We start from the raw sequence: 19,170 nt of genomic DNA on the forward strand, positions 1-19,170 counted from the left end.
GAATTCGAATGATCAATGGTATGTTTTAAGGTATCAAAAAATGTCAAAACAACTATTAAGTGTTCGACTAAAGTCGCTGAAACTCCACAGGAAGACAGATAACGCTAAGGATTGAATGGCGTTTTTTTTGTTAACATATTCACATTTACTTACTTAATTTTTGATTGTCTTTAAAATAATTTTTAATTTATCAAAAAACATCAATCGTAGTATTCTGTTTTTCTGTATTATTGTAATACCTGTGCTTGATTTAGCGCATATAAACTAATTAATAAGATAGTTATCTGCAATGTTATTACAGAAAGTATGGAAAATAAATTTAAAATTAGACATGCAATATTAAAGTCCCTTCAGGAGAAAAGGTCAGAAGGAACTAGTCCAGATACTATACACGTTTCAGAAATTGCTCGAACTTGGTCAGACTTGGTAGAAACCGTTGATTCTTCAGAAAATAAAATCGTTGAGCAAATTCAGTATCTAGAAAATCAAAAAGAGATATATAAACAGGAAGAAGAGTATTATATATTTTATTACGCAATTACGGATATTGGCATTGCTTCTTTTTATGATCAAAAATATCTTGATGAAGGAAAAAAAAAATCCAGAGAAAAATACCATGATATAATTAGAAATTGGTCAGTCACAATACTTTTGATATTAGCTATCCTGACCTTCACAATTAACGCATATGTAACTATCAAAAGAAATTCAGAAATTGAAAATTTAGAAAGTAAATTGAAAATCATTTCAAATCAAATTAATCGTAAGTAAAAAGCACTGCAGGTAACAACTGTTTGGCAAGATTGGGGTTTTAGGCTTAATGGAAAGTTGGTTTTGTATTGGAAAATTTGTGTTTAACCGAAAAATATCGCATGTTTAATACCCAACCTCGCCAAGCGCAAGAATGATATGTGCTATAAAATAGCTTTTATATAATTTACTCAACTGTTCGAGAATTGAACTGCAAATATGACAACAACTATGGACGAAAGTACAGACAAAGAACAATTAATTCAATTTACTTATCATTATCACTTTGATTACATTTCCCTTGAGTTAAAAGACATTGAAGCTTTTATTAAATCCACAGACAAATTTTTAGCAGATAATTTAGAAAACAATAAAAAACTCCCTGACGAACCTGAGTATAATAACTCAAGACTTCATCCTGAGATTCAATTTGGAAGCATTTTTCCTGACATACTTTGGCGAACAACTTTTCTTCATTCCTATTTTCGTTTGGAATCTGCTTTAGATCAAGTTTGCAAAAACCTACAGCAGACCGAAGAATATAATGTTGGGCTAGCTGATATTGGAGGTAATGGCATTTTCAGAGCTTCTATTTATCTCAAAAAAGTTTGCGGCATAAGCGAACCTTTTTTAGACAATACTTGGAGTAAATTAAATGACTACAATAAACTTAGAAATATATTTGTACATGGAGAACCATTGGTTGACAGGAAAAAAGGTGTTGAATTAGCGAAACGAAATGAAGGGTTGTTAGTTTCTCCAATAGACTTTGACAGGATAGCGCTCCGTTTCTCAAAAGAATTTAACTTAAAAGCTCTTCAGACAATTGACAGTTTCTTTCAAATCTTAAAAAAAGAAATACAGAAAAAAATTAGTTAGCGGGCAAATGAAAAGCGAAACATAAGTATCGTGCTCGCAGTTGGTTTTAGCAGGTGTTTGGAGAGATTGCCAATTTTCTATAAAATTTAAATTCACACTTCACAATAAATTTTATCAATCATCGTCATCTGCTGGAAAGTTACGAAATACATCATTTTATATTTTCAAAAAATGTTAAAATGGGGATTAAGTGTTCGATTGCTGTCCCTGACAGCCCACCAAGAAACTCCTTAAGAAATTAAGGAGTTTTTTTATGTTTATACTTAAATCCCTCAAAGTTGATTTTATCGTTCTTCACCCACAATTTTTTCTAAATGTTTGGGGTAATCTTCTATATCTTTAGCGATGTCGCCGTCTTTAAAAATATCAAAACAGTTATAACCTTGTAAAATTTCTACGCCACAAAAACGATAATTGCTTGTAATGTTTAAAAATAAATCTTCGGTTCCTTTTCCTTGCATCAAGGACTGTAAAGGATTGTTAAAACTTTCAGCAGGTGCATTAAAAGTGGCGCAAATCATAAACTTTTTTCCTTGCATTTTTCCGCCTGTACCATATTGTTTGGTTAAATTTTCTCTTGTTCTTCCGTCGCCCGAAAGAAATTTTTGACTATTAAGTCCACTGTTAAAAACTTCATCTATGTATTTTTTATAGATCCAGGGTGCACCAAACCAATTGACAGGTGTTTGTAGAATAATAATATCAGCCTGCAGATGTTTTTCTACTTCTTCATCTGCGTTATAGCCATTTTCTATTTGGGTTTCTAATACTTCTAATCCTTTGGTTGTAAAAAAATCTTTGGCTTTTTGAACAAAAGAATTGTTTAATGTTCCCTCTGACCAACCTTGATAAGTTAAATGTGTATTGATTAATAATACCTTTTTCATTTTTATAATAATTTCTTTATTTTGTTATTAAATTGTGTAATCAATTGAGCTCATATGTGCTTTGCCCATACGGTCACCGTAAACAGGGAATTTTGTAAAACAAATTTCTATACTTTGAATATCTTCCTTTGTTAAATGAATTTTTGATGCGCCAAGGTTTTCCAATAAATGTTCCTCACTACGGGTACCGGGAATTGGAACAATATTGGGACTTTTGGCAAGTAACCATGCCAGGGCAATTTGAGCTGGAGTTGCATTCTTTGTTGCAGCATAATCCTTTAGCCATTCTATCATTGGCATATTCAATGGTAAAAATTCTTTAGAAAAACGAGGAAAACCCGAGCGGAAATCTGATTCTTTGTCGAATTTAGTAGTTGTATCGTATTTTCCAGTCAAAAAACCGGCACCTACAGGAGACCAAGGTACGAATCCAATGCCCAGGTCTTCACAGGTTTTAAGTACTCCATTTAATTCGACATTACGTGTCCACAATGAATATTCTGACTGAACAGCAGTTACTGTTTGAACAGCATGTGCGCGCTGAATTGTTTTTGCACTTGCTTCTGAAAGTCCAAAATGCAAAATTTTACCTTGTTGAATAAGATCTTTAATAGTGCCTGCAACTTCTTCGATTGGTACGTTAGGATCAACTCGATGTTGATAATATAAATCAATGTGATCGGTTCGGAGACGTGTAAGTGATTCTTCAACAACTTTTCTGATTCGCTCTGGTCTGCTATCTAATCCAACAGTACCATCGATTGCGAACCCAAATTTTGTGGCAATCCTGACTTGATTACGAAATGGTTCAAGCGCTTCACCAACCAATTTTTCATCTGTATAAGGACCATATACTTCTGCTGTGTCAAAAAATCTCACTCCATTTTCAAATGCGGTGCGTATGGTTTTAATAGATTGTTGATGATTTGCGGGCGGGTTATAGTTTCCAACCATATTCATGCATCCAAGACCGATTTCTGAAACTTCAAGAGTTCCCAGTTTTCTTGTTTTCATATTATTTTTTTTATTATCGTTAATTTGTTTTGGATATGATGAAGTATTCGTTGCTGACAATAAACTTGGAGCAAATAGCAAACCAGTACCAATAAGTGCTGTTTGTTGAATAAATTTTCTTCTTGAATTTTCTTCGTCTTTCATCTCTTAATTTTTATGATACAAATTTAGATTTAGCACAGAGAATCAATGGAAACGGATCACTAATAAAAAGGAAACAAATTACGGATAACAAAAAACGCCATCTTATGAAGGCGTTTTATTATTGATATGAACAAGTTGCAATCGGTATTCTTTAGGGGTGAGATTGACTTGCTTTTTGAAGAATTTTGAAAAATAATTGGGATATTCAAAACCTAACTCATAAGCAACTTCTGCAGTTTTCATTTGCGGATTTTGTTCTAAAAGATCTTTTGCTTTCCTGATAACAAATTCATGAATAGTTTCAAGTGTAGATTTTTGAGTAAAATGTTTTACAATATCGCCCAAATAATTAGCGGTCAATCCCAATTTATCAGCAAAATACTGAACATTGGGAATTTGAGAAACAGGTTGATTGTAATAATCAATCAAACTTTGTTGAAAATTGGATATGATGTGATTATATTGTTTCGGATCGGTTGAAAACTGTCTTTTGTAAAATGCTTCAACCAATGAAACCAAAACATTCACGTAAGAAAGTAAAATGGTAAAATGCTTTTTATCGTTTTCATAATATTTTATCATTAATTTAAAAACTGCACTAATTTCTTCTATTTCTTCTTCTGCCAAATATAATGCTTCGTGTTGTCCATAGTCTAAATAAGTCTTAAATAAAAAACGGTTTTCCTCAATTATTTTTTTGGAAAGCTGTAAGTACATTCCAGTATAAGTTGGTTCAACGTCCCAGCCTGTTGTCAAAACTAACTCGGGACTATTAAAAAATACAGCATTAATTGGTTGCTCTGTGGGTGTGATTTTACTTTTAAAATTTATTTTGATCGAAATTCTGTAAAAATCAACCATTACAGCTTCCGATTTCAAAAGCATCTTTGGCGGATCGTAATATCCAACGTCAATGTCGTTGTCCAATGGTTTGTTTAATCCAATGTAATCATTGTAAGATTTGAAGTCTCTAAAAAGTTTCATTTGTAATTTATTTTTTGATACTGAGAAAAACTTCAGATCAATTGTTTACAGACATTAAATGGCAATAATTAAACAAAATTATGATGTCTTTGTGCCAGAATTTAGTTTCTTATGAGGCTAATATAAGAAATATCTTTGCGATAACTGCGTATGATACTTTTATGGTAGTTAACCAACTCCCGGTTCCTCATAATTATCACTCCTGGGACTTAATACCCCCCAAAAGGCTATAATAATTTTTTACTATATTTGACCTGGATATTGCTTTCAGATTATCAATCCCAAATTTTAAAAATGAAAAAAAATCTAATATCTCTTCTGTTTATATGTACTGCTATAAATATGTTTGGACAAACGCCAAGTGTATCAAAACCTGGCAAAACCAATTATTCTAATAATAAAGTTTTAAGCCCCACTGATATGGTGACTAATAAGGCCATTAGTCCGCTTACAAAAGTTTCACTAGACGAAGATTCAATCCTAATTTACGATTACGACGGTTCTCTCATATCCTTTAGTCTGGAAACCGAAGATATTAACTGGACTGTAAAGGCCTCTGATGCCAATACCGAAATGTGTGCTAATCAAGTAACACTAAAGGATGGAGTAGTGTATGTGCCGTTTATTAATGGTGAAATTTTTGCAATTGACAATCAAAGTGGTGATGTTTTTTGGAAAGCAAGGGTAGGTAACATTACAGATCAGATTATACTAAAAAACCAAATTTTAACCATAAATAACGGAAAACTGTTTGTAACTACTCAAAACAGTAATATTTATGCTCTTGACATAAAAGATGGAAGTTTAGCATGGAATTACAAGCTGGATTCTTCAAATAATGATATTCCTGTTCTCTTTTTTGATAGCAAAATTTTTACGCAAAGTGGTTCTCAGTTTTATAGTTTTGATGCAAATACAGGAAAACTTCTTAGCCAAAAAAGCTTTGATGATGCTATATACGGAAAACCTGTAACAGATGGTGAAAATGTATTTATACCAAACGAAAAAAATGTACTTTTTGCCTTAAGCCCTAATAAACTGGACATTTTATGGCAATTTAAACTAGATGAAAATCAAAATAATGTCAAGGAGCGCATATTTTGTAAAGACAAAAAAATATTTTTTGCAGCTCAGGGAGAAACAGTTACTTCCGTCTATGCTGTTGATTCAAAAACAGGAACTCAGCTATGGAAAACTGATTTTAAAGGAGACAATGTCCAATATATTACGGAGCATAATGATAATCTTTGGGGATATACCCGTAAAGCAAAACTTTTTGAGTTAAACTTAAAAACCGGTGAAATCATATTCGACGTAAAATTAACCACTCTACCTATTTCTAATATTGAATTTCCGGACGATGAGTCCTTGTTTTATTATTGTGATGCAGGTTTAATTCAGCTTGAAATAAAAACAAAAGACGAAAACGTAACGTATATGCGAACTACTATCAAGGACGACATCTATAGCGCCTTTATAAAAATAATTCAATAAAAAGAAATAAATCAAAGCTTATAATCTAATTGAGAAGTTTAACCTACATCTTTATTTTTGTTTAAATCCTCACTATTTTTTGTATTTATCAAATAGTTTAGATTCAATATTATTTTTTATTCAAAAAAGCAAAAGCAGTTTATGATATTGTCATAAACTGCTTTTCTAAATTAAAAAAATTACTCTTTTATTATTTTCCCTTTTTGTTTATATCCGCTTTCGTCTGTAATGACATAGATATAAATACCTTTTTTCTCTTTCTCAAGGCTTATTGCATTATCAATTTTAGAATTTATCTTAATCTCTTTACCTTTTTCGTCAAAGATTGAAATTTGGTATTTATTTAAATCTGTACCTTCAAATTTTATTATTGATTTTGTTGGATTTGGGCTTACAGTAATTCTGTCTTTTTGAACCAGATTCACTTCAAATTTATCCATAGGTACTTCTTCTGCTTGCTTAAAAGTTACATTCGCAGCACAACCACCACAATTTGATGAGGAGTTTATTGATACTACATTGCTAATAGTTTTTGCAAAGCAATTTTTTAGAATATCTCCACTTCCAAAATTTAAATTAAAAGATGTTGTAGTGTTATCAGTAAATTTAATTTTTACACAATAACATAAAGGACAGCTAGTATTTACTCTTGTAAATGTAATGCAATTTAAACCATCAGAAACGGATAATGCTGCAGTAATACAATCTATGCTATTTCCTTGATTGCAAACGGTAATCGATCTTGGACTTGGAAATGTAAACCTGCAAGTTTGTTGGTAATTACAAGCTATTTCCCAGATATAAAATGTTTTGCAAGTACCTTCAGGAACTAAATTACCTGGAACTCTGAATTTTAATTTAGACGGTCTAATTGGGTTTGTTACACCAGGAGTACCTACCCATTCTGTAACATATCCATTTGATATACCATCCCATGTTGTATCATTATAATTTGATTGAATACCATAAAAACTTCCTGCTGGCGAAGCATTGCCATAAGGGTTACTAGTTCCTTTATCGGTTGTAATAAGTCCGGTCCAACAAGTTGGGTCATCATTGCTTATACAGCTGTTGTACAATGTTGCAGAACTCATACTTACTTCGTACCAAGTGTCTACATTATAATTTTGACCGAACATACTGGTGCTATTAAAGGCAATAAGGCATACTAATAAAAAAATAGTTTTTTTCATTTTATTCTGATTTTACGTTGTGCCTACTATCTTTATGTACCTGTTCGGCTTATTTCCCATTTTTTAATTTTTTCGATGCAGAAATAAGCTTTAATATTGATAAGCGTAATAATTTCAGGCAGCTTTTGGATGATAAATAGTATTTTTCTCTCAACGAATATAAGAAATATTTTTACTACAAAAATTGAACTAATACAACCTTTTGCATTAATTTGCGTATCATCATTATTTCGTAAACAAAATTATAATCTGGATGACAATGATTCACAGATAATCCCATAAGTGTCATATAAAAAGCTCCATTATTTCTAATGGAGCTTTTTTAACTGATTCTTAAAAAAATAATTTTGATTTACCAGCCTAAATAATAGGCAGGACTTAACCAGATTGGACGATCTAAACCAAAATATTCCTGCAGCATTTTTTCGGCTTCACAAAAAGCACCTTCAACCCAGCCTTGTTGGTCAGAATAGGCTTCTCCGCAGATATGAATAGATTCGTTAGCATCTGGTTTTCTCATATATGGCATTACGTTTTTTACAGAATAACCGGCTTTCCAGGCGTGATATCCTGCCCCAAAAGGATCATCTGTCCAGTCTTTAAAATAGGTTACATACGGTTCCGGTATTATTACTTCATGGCCGTGCAGTTCACGAAGCTGATTCATTAATTCGCCTACCATTAATTTTGTAGCCTGAACATCATTTAGTTCATGTAACTCTTTAAGAGACGCTGATTTGGCAGGTTTTACCTCAAAAAGTACTTTATCATCAGATAAGGCTTTCCAGAATGTCTCAGTTTCCATATCTCCATAGCTACCTAACAACATCGAATTTTTAGTTTCGGGATCTGTACCAAAATAATAGCATTGCCTCATAGGCAAATCAGTAATAGAATGCCCGGAATCGATTCCTAACTCTTTCCACCATGGATATTCAAAACCCATTAATATTTTGAAAGCAGGTTCCATAATTACAGAGCGGATATTGGTATTTATAACTGAATTTTCATTTGTGTTGAAAAAGAAATTGTTCTGATCTAAAAGTTCCAATGATTTCCTTGGCATAGCCAGCACTAAAGTATTAGCATAGACATTCCATTCTGTGTTCGTTTTAAGATTTAGAAACGTCAGTTGGTATTTATGCGTTTTTTTGGATGCATGTTCTTTGGTAAAAGTAAGTAGCTTATTCTCAGACCAGATACAAGCTCCTTCATGATCGATGTAAGAGTTGGCTACGGCATAAGCGATACTGTCATATCCTTCTTCGATGGTTTTGTAAATAGTTCCTGCAGAGAAATCTCCTACCATATACGGAAAAGCTTCGGCTGAATTCCAATTGATGGTATTGGAATAATATCCGCCGGCATTCGCCAGAAATTCATAGCCTTCCTGTGAAACCTGATCTTTAATTAAGTTCCAGAATCCCAAATCATTTACTTTGCGTTTGTCATAAGGAGATTTAGGAAAATTGTATACTAATTTTGGCTTAATATCATCCCAATCTCTACTGTCTAACTCAAACGTATAATCGTATATTGACGATCCTTTAATGATTTTTTTGCCATAGTTTTGAGCCACCCAGGAATCTGCCATCAAAACATCGTAAATGATTTTATTAAAGAGCTGATCTGAGCTAAAACCATAATCATCATCATTAAGATAATATCGGGTTGGTAGTTTTTTATCTATTTTCTGGGCAACTTCCCAGGCATCTTGTTTAAAGCGTTCTTTTCTAAGATACATTAATAATTTTGTTGGATCTCCCATAGGAAAAGGGACAGGCGTCATTTTATCTTTAAGTACAGGAATACGTTTGTCGAGATTTTCTTCTGTAAGGGGATATCCTTCGATTAATGTAGTTACAATTTGTTGAGAAGTCAGATAACGCATACCTCCTAATTCGCCCCAAAAATTCATTCCGGGCATAATTACAGATTCCAGTCTTCCACCCAGTTTGCTGTTCATGTCAAATATTTGTACTTCGCTGGCCTTATACTTTTTATCAGTTACAAGACGATAAGCCGTATACAATCCGGAAGTTCCGGCACCAATAATAGCTACTTCAATTTTTAAATCAGGGTGTTTTCCTGTATTCAAAGGTGTATTTTTATTCATAATGGTATGTTTTTTTAGATTGCTTTAAAGAATTTGTGTCCGAGTTGAAATGGTTTAATATCAAAATCTGTGTGTCCGTCTAATGCCAGATCTGACATAATTTTCCCTAGAAAAGGTGTGAATTTTGCAGCCCATCCGGTGGCGTACAACACTATATTTTTATGATTTGGCACATAGTTTGGCGCAAAATCAATCAACAACTCTTTATTGGCTATGGTGCTCAAAGCAATGAGACATGTCGATGTATATTCAGGCTCTGTATTTAATCCTGTCATGTGATCTCTTACCCAATCAGAGGTGTAGCCCAGTTCTTCGGGATTAGGAATTAACGTCCTGTCACTTGGTTCTTCAAGAGGTGCTATAACAAAGTCCGGCGCTACACGAATGTATTCCGGATGATCCCAATCGACTGATGGAAAGCCATAAAATTGATTGCCATTTTCGCCTTTCGGATTCTGGAACACAAACCAGGTTGGATATTGAATGTCCGGATTGGTTTTCTTAAAATAAGCCGAAGACATATTCCAATACGTAGCTTCTATTTTAAAATCTAATAAGTTAATAACACTATTGATGTACGGACCTGGAATAATAGCCAGCTTTTCGGTGATATAAATTCCGTTTGGTGTTACGACTTCAAAAAGTTTCCCAATCTGGTTGATTTTAAGTACAGGCGAATTCTCTTCTAACTGAACCGTTTCTTCTTTTTTGCACAGGCTTAAAAGCGTTTCTATTGTTGCTTTAAAATTAATGCTGGCACCATCCGGCTGAAATAATCCGGTGTAATGCTCCGGTAAATCTTTAAAATGATATTTTTCTTCGATTTCTTTTGCTTTCAGGGTAGTGTAAGGAACATTTAAAGCCTTTAGCGCTTCTTCGGCTTCGGCAATATTCCCTTCGGTAGAGTGTACATCGGGATCTCCAAACCATAGTGTACCAACTTTGTCCAGTAATTTTGTGTCAGTTTCTTTTTCAAGTTCATCCCAATACGGTTGTGCATCAAGAGCCATTTGCACCATATATTGATCCGGATACGGAATTCTAAATTGACGCGACACTCCTGCAGAACTGCCTAATTGATTTATAAAAGTAAATTGTTCGAGTACTAAAGTTTTAGCCTTTCGTTTGCCAAGATGGTAGGCAGTTGCTAAACCTATTGCGCCGCCACCAATGACAATTACATCGTAGTTTTCTGTATTCATAAAGTTATGTGTATTTGAGGTTTTGTAATTATTTTCTACCTAAAATTAATAGAGATATAAAATCAATTCCAAAAAAATGACACAAAACGGAAAATATCAGTCACAAGACAAACTATATGTGCGATGATTTGATAAAATAAGTAGTGTATAAGTTTTTCCTGTTTAAAATGATAGATGACTTATTTTATTCCATCAAAAAAAAACTCCATTAGAAATAATGGAGTTTTAGATATTTAAGGATATATCATAAGAAATACAAAGGCAAATAAATTGACCAGAAGTACAACCCCGTAAACAATATTAGACTTGCCTTTGCTTAACGAAAGCATTACGGTAAAGACTGATAATGCCAACAGCACAATAGACTTAATGTCGAGCCCCAGAATAATGGGCATATCCATCATAATACAAACTGCGGCAACACTGGGAATCGTTAACCCAATACTTGCCAAAGCAGAACCTAAGGCTAAATTTATACTGGTTTGAAGTCTGTTTTTTCTTGCCGCAATAATAGCTGCAATAGCTTCCGGGAGCAAAATTATTGCTGCAATAACAACCCCTACCAAAGTTTTTGGCAAATGATAGCTTACAATAATACTTTCGATAGTAGGAGAGAGTGTTTTTGCCAATAAAACGACAATACCCAAGCTTACAATCAGGAAAACAAGACTTGTATAAAAGGTTTTATTATCGATTGCGATAGGCTCTACAGCATCTTCATTTTCATCATCTCCAACGGTAAGGAAATATTGTCTGTATCTGCTGGTTTGTGCAAATAGAAAAGAAGCATAAATAACGATACAGGCAATAGAGGCAAAAACCAATTGTGGTGTAGAATAATAAGATCCCTTAACACTTTCGGTAAAAGTAGGGAAGACCAGCGTAAATACAATAATCGAAACGAGCGAAACCAAACCTATGGTTACAGACGATACAGAAAAATTTTGTTCATAATGTTTTAAACCTCCTATAAGCAGGCAAAGTCCAATAATACCATTAAGGATAAGCATTGTTGCTGCATAAACAGTATCTCTGGCGAGAGATGCAGCTTCTGTACCTTCTGACATCATTAGTGATACAATAATAGAAACTTCAATAACGGTTATTGATATTGCCAGAATAATGGTTCCGTAGGGTTCTCCAACTCTTTCAGCTATTACTTCGGAATGATGCACTGCAGACATAACACTTAGAATAAGCAATATGCTTGCAACAACTTGAAAAATGCTGCTATTGTCAATAAGTCCGCTAAAAAAGAGAATCCACGATAAGACCGGAATGATAATCGTCCACTGAAGTAATTGTTTCATTATAAAATTTATTTATTAATATTTCGCCAACAGCTGCTGTCCTGGTTGACATTTTATTTTTTCTAATATAGCGCTTTTTTTACTAAAAACCCTGTAAAAGCCGCATTATATTTGATTTTACACTAGTATTTCGGCTAAAATTGTGTTTAAAATACGCTGTAAAAAAGCCCATAAACCATAAAAAAAACTCCATTAGAAATAATGGAGTTTTGTGTCTGATACTATTAAATCTCTTTTTTTTTGCAGGAGCAGAGAACCACTCTTATACGTTATAAATTGTATTTAAACCAAATTAGATTATTTACGATTTTAAAAAAACAAGAGTCATTACGGCTCCCATAATTCAATTTTATTACCATCGGCATCCATTATGTGTACAAATTTACCATAGTCATACGTTTCGATAGCATCAACTACAGTAACACCGTTTGCTTTGAGTTTTTCTACAAGACCTTCAATATTTTGAACTTGATAATTGATCATAAACTCCTTTTTTGAAGGCGAGAAATAAGGATCATCTTTCTTGAAAGGGCTCCACTGTAGCGATTTTATTTCATCAGGATTGTTTATGTTTCTGGATTCAAAAGTAGCACCCCATTCATTGACATCAAACCCTAAATTTTTGGCATACCATTCTCTCGTTTCCTGAGGTTTGTCTGAAAAAAAGAAAATTCCGCCAATTCCCGTTACTTTTGGCTCAGTTTTATCAGGAGAAGAAGAGCTGTCTGTTTGATTTTTTAAATCTTCCATGTTGTTTATTTTTTATATTCTGCTGAGTGTTATAAAACTAGTTTCATCAAATTTAAGCTATAATAGACGAAACTGTTCGAATCACTCAATGACTCCGTAAATATTTTTTTTAAGATAGATTTTTGACGTACGTTTATTTATAATTGATTAAACACGTAAAACTCCACGAAAACCTCTTGCGGCATAATAAGATTCGGCACCATTATGATAAACAAATACAGTATCATAACGAAAATCTGAAAACAAAGCACCACCCAATTTTCTAATATCGGGCGGTGTTATAATCCAGCTTGATGTTTTAGAATCAAAATTACCCAATTTTTGAAGTTCTTTATATTGCTCTTCGTTCAAAAGTTCTATTCCCATTTCGGCAGCCCTGTTAATTGCGCTGTCGGCAGGTTTATTTTCTTTCCTTTTTTCTAATGCTTCGTGATCGTAGCACAAACTTCTACGGCCTTTGGGACTTTCGAGAGAACAATCAAAGAAAATATATTCGTCTTTGTTTTTATCATAACCTACAACATCCGGTTCTCCCTCAGTTCTTTCCATTTCATCCAGTGACCATAATTTTGCAGGATTTGCCAGTAATTTTGCCTGAACATTTTTCCACTCAATAGCTTTGTGTCGTTTTATATTTTTCTCAAAACGAACTTCCAGAACACTAAGTATTGCTTCCTGCTGATCAGGGGATAACTTATTTTTATCAGTACCCATATTATTTATATTTTATTGTTTAAAAAATGTCTCTGGAATATCTTTGGCAAAATTTGATTCTTAAACCAAAAGTGATTCCAATTTTAGCGTTACTAAATTAGAAGATTTAAAATGATTATGAAATAAAAAAACCACACTGAAATTACGACAGCGTGGTTTGTTTTATAAAATTCAAAATGGAGTACTATATTTTTTTGAGGGTAATTTTCATTTCTTTACTGTCTAATATCAGTTGATCTTCTGTTATTGTACTTTCACAAGGATATGGGGTTCCTGTTTCATCTTTTATTACCAAACTTTTTCCACCTTTTGTTAATGCAAAAGTACCATCGGTTATTTCTCTTTGCAAATATCCAGTTACATGTCCATCTTTTGTAAAAGTAAGTTGTCCCTGAGTTAGAATAACATTTTTTAAAGAATCAGAAATAGGTATTTTTGGTTCGACAGTGGTAATTTTCCACGAGTTTACCAATGTATTTCGACCTTTATGACATGAAACCATTAATACTGCCAATAATGCAATCCCGAAGATAAATAATTTAGATTTTTTCATGATTATGTGATTAAAGTTAGATCACAGAAAATTACAAAATTATTTTTAATTAAAAATCTAAAAATCAAATATTTATTAGCAAAAGAAGTAATTAACCTTACAATTTTTAATTGAAACGACAATTACCGTAATAAAACAAAATACAGAGCATCTATAAAAAAAGACGCGCTCGTGTACATATTTACAAAATCAAAAACTAAACCTTGTTAATCAATGTTTTACTTGTTCAAGAAGCACTAATTTAAAGTAAGAGCTCCCAAAATCTCTTCGTACATAAAGGGGCCGCCCGGGTATTTTGCTGTATAATCAAGATTCATCCAGACCTGACCACGTTCGTCGATATGGTAATGTATTTTTTTGCCGTAGCTTTCTTTTACAAAAAGTACATTTTTGATCAAATAATTGACTTTTTCCAGATCAATTAAGGAACCAATCAGTATTTCAGGATAAATATGACCTTTGGTATGAATTAACCTCGGGGTTCCGCCAATTGACCGTATTGCAGCGGCCATTAAAATAGAATGATCGTCGCAATCTCCGGAAAAATATTCTAATGATTCGCTAGCCGTCGCAATATAATCACCTTCTTTAGGATCGTTTACATAATTCCAGCGACTGTTTATTTCTTTAAAGACAGCAAAACATTGTATAATGGTTCTGTAATCAGCGTACCCTTTTAAACCTTTAAAATGCTTGGTCGTCGCCATTATGGCAAAGTTTCGAACCTTTGGATTCTGATATTCTATGGCATTAATAATTTTTGATTTGTTAGGAAACGGAAGCAACTTTGCCACAATAATATCTTGCGGAAAAGGATTATCAGACATCGTATAAATCATAGAATTATAATCTTCTGAAATCTCACTAAAACCATAGTTTCCAATAACACTACCATAAAACAAAACCAGTAAATAAACTGCAATACACAAAATTATTATCGTACGCAGGTACATTAAAAGAAAGAAAACAACAGTAAAAACAATGATAAAAATAAATACACGGTCTAAATTAAAAGGCCATTCTAAATCGATCAGGTTTTGGTGCAGTATGATAAAAATAGGAACCGTGATTAAAAGACTCAAAAGCATAATAATAATCCTGTCCCAGGGTGATTTCACCTGTAATTTGGATTTTAATTGCGGAAAGTCAATTTTAGGAAATTTTATCATAAGAATCAAAAGCAGTATTTACAGCGCTTTTACAGTTTCAACAAAAGTACTTTTTTTATCAATAATTCCCAGATCAAATAACTGATTTTGAATCTTAATAAACGCTTTTTCGCTCAAATTCTTTTGAGACCATTGGGTAAGTTTTAACCATTCCTGAATATCTTCGATTTTTTGATTAAAAAGTTCTGACAATGTTTTGTCTATATTAGGAATCCGGGTAAAATCCTGAGTTGTTTTGTTTATAATTTCAAGGATTTTCTCTACTGTTTTAGGATTTTTTTTCAAAAATTCATCCCGCACCGTAATAACAAATGAGGGCCATGGAGTAGGGCAGTCGCCAACACGTCTGAAAATTCCCTGATCTACAAGGGGTTTCGTCATAAAACGTTCCCACATAAAGTAATCTGCCGTCTGGTTTGTCAAAGCTTCAACAGCTCCGTCGATCGTATTGATAATTTCGAATTGCAAATTATCTGTTTCCCAGCCATTTTCATGTGCATTGACATAAGCCATTAGCTGTGATCCGGAGCCTATTCTCGAAATAGCTACTTTTTTATCTTTAAGATCTTTTACAGTATGATAATTAGATTGGGCAGCAACGTGAATTCCCCAAATCAAAGGAGACTGCACATAAATCTGAACAATTTTACTTGGATTCCCGGCTACAATATCCTTTACAATTCCTTCGGTTAAAATTACCGCTATATCCGCTTCACCATCACGAAGCATCTGGCACATTTTTCCTGTACCTTCAGGAATATTTTTCCATTGCAAATCAATGCTTTCTGCTTCAAATTCGCCATTTTCAATACATAAATGCCATGGCAAATTGAAGTGTTCCGGGACACCTACAATTTTTACAGTTTTCATTTCAGTTAAGTTTAAGTTTGGTAAGCGTATTCTAAGTTTGTTTGTTTGTTTGTTTGTTTGTTGAATTAATTTTTTAATAAATCAGTTTGGTGTTTATCAGATAGGCATGGTTCTGCAAATTCTATTACAGCTTGCGATTCATATTCGTTTAATACACTTTTCACTAAAGCGTAATCTGTATTTTTTACGATCTCAACGGCAAAAAAAGTATCATTTAGGCCTTCTGATATACAGTTTATTGTTTTAAGTTTTTCTCTTATAAGCTCTTTATCAAAACCTTCCTGCAAAATTAAGACCTGAACAATCGAGTTCCCTGAACTTTCGATGGTTTCTCTGTGAATAAAATATTTTTCATCCTCATCATATTCAGCACGAAAAATATCATCAGTAGCAATCAAAGGCCCAAAAAACGGGATATTATCCAATTTAAAATATCCTTTTTCAAGATCGATAATTTCTGCCCACATCGTTTCTGAAACTACTTCTTCAAGGTAAGTACTGTAATATTTGAATAGTATTTTTTTATGCGTTTCTGCCATTATTTAGTTATCAATTTTGAATAATTATGAAATTTACTTCTGAGCCAATTTATCCAATGTATACGCAATCAATTCATCAACTGCTTTATAAGGGTCTTCACTAAAAGTTCCGCTTGCACGATTGGCAATAATAGCATTCAGTGATAAGGCATTATGACCTAAAAGTGCCGAAAGTCCGTAAATTGCAGCCGTTTCCATCTCTAAATTAGTGATTCTTTCTCCATTAAAACTAAAATTATCCATTTTATTGTTTAATTCTTCATCCTGAATGTTTAAACGCAAAACACGTCCTTGTGGTCCATAAAATCCCCCGGCTGTAGCAGTAATTCCTTTAATGATTTTATCAGATTCGATCAGTTTTTCCAATTCTTCAGAGCAGGCAATAGCATACGGTTTTCCTTTTCTTAAATCCCAATTGGTATGCTTTACAAAAGCATCTTCGATTGCTGCATTCGATACTTCATCAATCAAATAAGAGCGCAGCATATTATCTAATCCTAAACCAAATTTAGACATAACAAAACTATCCACAGGAATATCCGTGTGTAAAGATCCCGAAGTTCCAATTCTGATTATATTCAAAGACGTTAATTTTTCTTTTGGCTGGCGAGTTTCTAAATCGATGTTTACCAAAGCATCCAGTTCATTTACAACAATATCAATATTGTCAGGACCAATTCCGGTTGACATTACAGATATTCTCTTTCCTTTATAAATTCCTGTTTGGGTTTTAAACTCTCTTTTTTGAGTAGAATATTCGATTGAATCAAAAAACTGAGTAATTTTTTCGACTCTGTTTTGGTCTCCAACAAAAATTATATCGTTGGCAATATGTTCTGGACGAAGATTTAAGTGGTATACACTTCCGTCCGGATTAAGTATTAATTCTGAATTTTTTATCATTTTTTTTCTTTAAGGTTCTTTTCAAAGGTTCTAAGGGACAAAGTTACAATGTCACAAAGGTTTTATATTTATAAGCATTGGAGCGATCTAAAATCTAAAATCTAAAATTACAAATCTAAAATTTTCTATCCTCCAACACGTTTTGTTTTAAATCCTTTTGCTTTCAGGATTTCCATAATTTTATCGCGGTAATCGCCCTGAATAATAATCGAAGCATCTTTAAAAGTTCCGCCAACGCTTAATTTGGTTTTAATTTCTTTGGCCAAAATTTTAAAATCTTCGTCAGATCCTTCATAACCTTCAATAATGGTTGTGGCTTTTCCTTTTCGCTTTTCGAATTTACAAATCATAGGTTCCTTTTGGATAAAAAGAACATGATCCTGCTGCTGAATGTCTTCAGGCTCATTCGATTCTATATGGTCCGGAAATAAATTTTTTAACTGATCTTGTAAGTCCATAATTTTATAAAAATTCCAAATTTATAGTTTGTAAAAATTAAATTCCAAATCCCAATTTGATAGTTTGGAATTTGGAATTTAAAAAAGTTACGATTTAAAAGTTTACTTTTTTATCAACCCTAAATCTACTAAACGTTCGTATAAATAATCTCCCGCTGTAATATCTTCAAATTTCTTAGGATTCTCAGCATCGATGCAGTTTTCTAAGCAATCCAGGCGCATATCGCTAACAGGATGCATAAAAAACGGAATAGAATAGCGTGACGTTCCCCATAATTCTCTTGGTGGATTTACTACCTGATGAATCGTTGATTTTAGTTTATTATTAGTATGTCTTGACAACATATCTCCCACATTAATTACCAACTGATCGTCTTCTGCAATTGCATCAATCCATTCGCCATCATGATTTTGAACCTGCAAACCTTTTCCCTGAGCCCCCATCAAAAGAGTAATCAGATTGATATCTCCGTGAGCAGCTGCACGTATTGCATTTTCAGGCTCAGAAGTAATTGGCGGATAATGAATTGGTCTTAAAATAGAGTTTCCGTCTTTTGCATATTGGTCAAAATAAAACTCATCCAAACCTAAATGCAAAGCCAAAGCTCTTAACACATAAACACCTGTTTTTTCAAGCATTTGATACGCTTCTTTACCTACAACATTAAAACGAGGCAACTCTGTAACCTCTACATTGTCCGGGTATTCTGAAGCATATTTTGAGCTTTTGTCAACATATTGACCAAAATGCCAAAACTCTTTCAAATCTCCTTCTTTACGACCTTTAGCATGTTCTTTACCAAAAGAAACATACCCTCTTTGTCCACCAATTCCGGGAATTTCATAACTGTGTTTAGTGGCAACTGGTAAGGCGAAAAATTTTCTAATTTCACCATAAAGTTCGTCTACCAACTGGTCGTCTAAAAAATGACCTTTTAGGGCTACGAAGCCAATGTTTTCAAATGCACTGCCGATTTCATTTACAAATTTTTGTTTACGTTCCGGGTTGTCCGAAAGGAAATCACGTAAGTCTACACTAGGAATGTTTTGCATACTTTACATTTTTTATTAAAAAAGAACAAGGATTTTTAATCCTTACAATAACAAAGGTAGATAATATTTTAGTTTCGAATTTTATATTTTACCATAAAATTTACTTTTTAATGCAAGTTTTACGCTAAAATAATAGGCTATATTTTTAATAATTCAAAAATTGAAGCATTATTTTTTGTAGTTAAAAT

General features: G+C 33.1%; 19 protein-coding genes. 3 read left to right on the top strand and 16 right to left on the bottom strand.

All coding sequences use genetic code 11. The features are described 5' to 3' along the window. Positions 1-306: 306 nt before the first annotated feature. Both B0A64_RS22520 and B0A64_RS22525 read left to right on the top strand, forming a co-directional pair. Complete coding sequence (locus tag B0A64_RS22520; protein ID WP_089481717.1) at positions 307-771, top strand: hypothetical protein; 465 nt, start codon at positions 307-309, stop codon at positions 769-771. 210 nt (positions 772-981) lie between these two features. Then, entirely contained in the window at positions 982-1,629 is a 648-nt protein-coding gene (locus B0A64_RS22525) for a hypothetical protein (RefSeq protein ID WP_123875949.1), read from the top strand. Positions 1,630-1,913: 284 nt separating this feature from the next. Here the strand turns inward: B0A64_RS22525 and B0A64_RS22530 are convergent, their stop codons facing one another. From B0A64_RS22530 to B0A64_RS22540, 3 genes are all read right to left on the bottom strand, one after another. Continuing rightward, positions 1,914-2,516 (bottom strand): NAD(P)H-dependent oxidoreductase, encoded by a 603-nt coding sequence (locus B0A64_RS22530; RefSeq protein WP_089481719.1) that lies wholly within the window; start codon positions 2,514-2,516, stop codon positions 1,914-1,916. Between the two features lie 27 nt (positions 2,517-2,543). Beyond that, positions 2,544-3,674, bottom strand: a complete 1,131-nt coding sequence (locus tag B0A64_RS22535; protein WP_244285471.1) for an aldo/keto reductase — start codon at positions 3,672-3,674, stop codon at positions 2,544-2,546. Positions 3,675-3,776: 102 nt separating this feature from the next. Then, positions 3,777-4,658: a helix-turn-helix domain-containing protein gene (locus B0A64_RS22540; RefSeq protein WP_089481720.1), complete on the bottom strand. Its 882-nt coding sequence runs from the start codon at positions 4,656-4,658 to the stop codon at positions 3,777-3,779. Positions 4,659-4,952: 294 nt separating this feature from the next. Here B0A64_RS22540 and B0A64_RS22545 point away from each other — a divergent pair, with 294 nt between their 5' ends. After that, entirely contained in the window at positions 4,953-6,152 is a 1,200-nt protein-coding gene (locus tag B0A64_RS22545; protein ID WP_089481721.1) for an outer membrane protein assembly factor BamB family protein, read from the top strand. A 179-nt stretch (positions 6,153-6,331) separates the two neighbouring features. Here B0A64_RS22545 and B0A64_RS22550 read toward each other — a convergent pair whose 3' ends face one another. The 13 genes from B0A64_RS22550 to B0A64_RS22610 form a co-directional block, all read right to left on the bottom strand. Further along, the gene (locus tag B0A64_RS22550) at positions 6,332-7,345 is read right to left on the bottom strand and encodes a T9SS type A sorting domain-containing protein (protein ID WP_089481722.1); all 1,014 of its coding nucleotides are present in this window, start codon (positions 7,343-7,345) and stop codon (positions 6,332-6,334) included. Positions 7,346-7,697: 352 nt separating this feature from the next. Then, entirely contained in the window at positions 7,698-9,461 is a 1,764-nt protein-coding gene (locus B0A64_RS22555; RefSeq protein WP_089481723.1) for a flavin monoamine oxidase family protein, read from the bottom strand. Positions 9,462-9,475: 14 nt separating this feature from the next. Further along, complete coding sequence (locus tag B0A64_RS22560) at positions 9,476-10,663, bottom strand: FAD-dependent oxidoreductase (protein ID WP_089481724.1); 1,188 nt, start codon at positions 10,661-10,663, stop codon at positions 9,476-9,478. Between the two features lie 233 nt (positions 10,664-10,896). After that, the gene (locus tag B0A64_RS22565) at positions 10,897-11,973 is read right to left on the bottom strand and encodes a calcium:proton antiporter (RefSeq protein ID WP_089481725.1); all 1,077 of its coding nucleotides are present in this window, start codon (positions 11,971-11,973) and stop codon (positions 10,897-10,899) included. Between the two features lie 327 nt (positions 11,974-12,300). After that, on the bottom strand, positions 12,301-12,723 hold the full coding sequence (locus tag B0A64_RS22570) for a VOC family protein (RefSeq protein WP_089481726.1): 423 nt from the start codon (positions 12,721-12,723) through the stop codon (positions 12,301-12,303). 147 nt (positions 12,724-12,870) lie between these two features. Beyond that, positions 12,871-13,437 carry a DUF4256 domain-containing protein gene (locus tag B0A64_RS22575; RefSeq protein WP_089481727.1) on the bottom strand — a complete coding sequence of 189 codons (567 nt, stop codon included), beginning with the start codon at positions 13,435-13,437 and terminating at the stop codon, positions 12,871-12,873. A gap of 184 nt (positions 13,438-13,621) precedes the next feature. Further along, positions 13,622-13,990 (bottom strand): hypothetical protein, encoded by a 369-nt coding sequence (locus B0A64_RS22580; RefSeq protein WP_089481728.1) that lies wholly within the window; start codon positions 13,988-13,990, stop codon positions 13,622-13,624. A 236-nt stretch (positions 13,991-14,226) separates the two neighbouring features. Continuing rightward, the gene (locus B0A64_RS22585; RefSeq protein WP_089481729.1) at positions 14,227-15,159 is read right to left on the bottom strand and encodes a transglutaminase; all 933 of its coding nucleotides are present in this window, start codon (positions 15,157-15,159) and stop codon (positions 14,227-14,229) included. A gap of 18 nt (positions 15,160-15,177) precedes the next feature. Continuing rightward, the gene (locus tag B0A64_RS22590) at positions 15,178-16,029 is read right to left on the bottom strand and encodes a substrate-binding domain-containing protein (RefSeq protein WP_089481730.1); all 852 of its coding nucleotides are present in this window, start codon (positions 16,027-16,029) and stop codon (positions 15,178-15,180) included. Positions 16,030-16,094: 65 nt separating this feature from the next. Then, positions 16,095-16,568: a DUF4265 domain-containing protein gene (locus tag B0A64_RS22595; RefSeq protein WP_089481731.1), complete on the bottom strand. Its 474-nt coding sequence runs from the start codon at positions 16,566-16,568 to the stop codon at positions 16,095-16,097. 33 nt (positions 16,569-16,601) lie between these two features. Continuing rightward, positions 16,602-17,471, bottom strand: a complete 870-nt coding sequence (locus tag B0A64_RS22600) for a nucleoside phosphorylase (RefSeq protein ID WP_089481732.1) — start codon at positions 17,469-17,471, stop codon at positions 16,602-16,604. 125 nt (positions 17,472-17,596) lie between these two features. Further along, positions 17,597-17,929 (bottom strand): translation initiation factor, encoded by a 333-nt coding sequence (locus B0A64_RS22605; protein ID WP_089481733.1) that lies wholly within the window; start codon positions 17,927-17,929, stop codon positions 17,597-17,599. Positions 17,930-18,031: 102 nt separating this feature from the next. Continuing rightward, complete coding sequence (locus tag B0A64_RS22610) at positions 18,032-18,982, bottom strand: isopenicillin N synthase family dioxygenase (RefSeq protein WP_089481734.1); 951 nt, start codon at positions 18,980-18,982, stop codon at positions 18,032-18,034. Positions 18,983-19,170 lie beyond the last annotated feature (188 nt).

Source organism: Flavobacterium araucananum (assembly GCF_002222055.1).
Lineage (GTDB): Bacteria > Bacteroidota > Bacteroidia > Flavobacteriales > Flavobacteriaceae > Flavobacterium > Flavobacterium araucananum.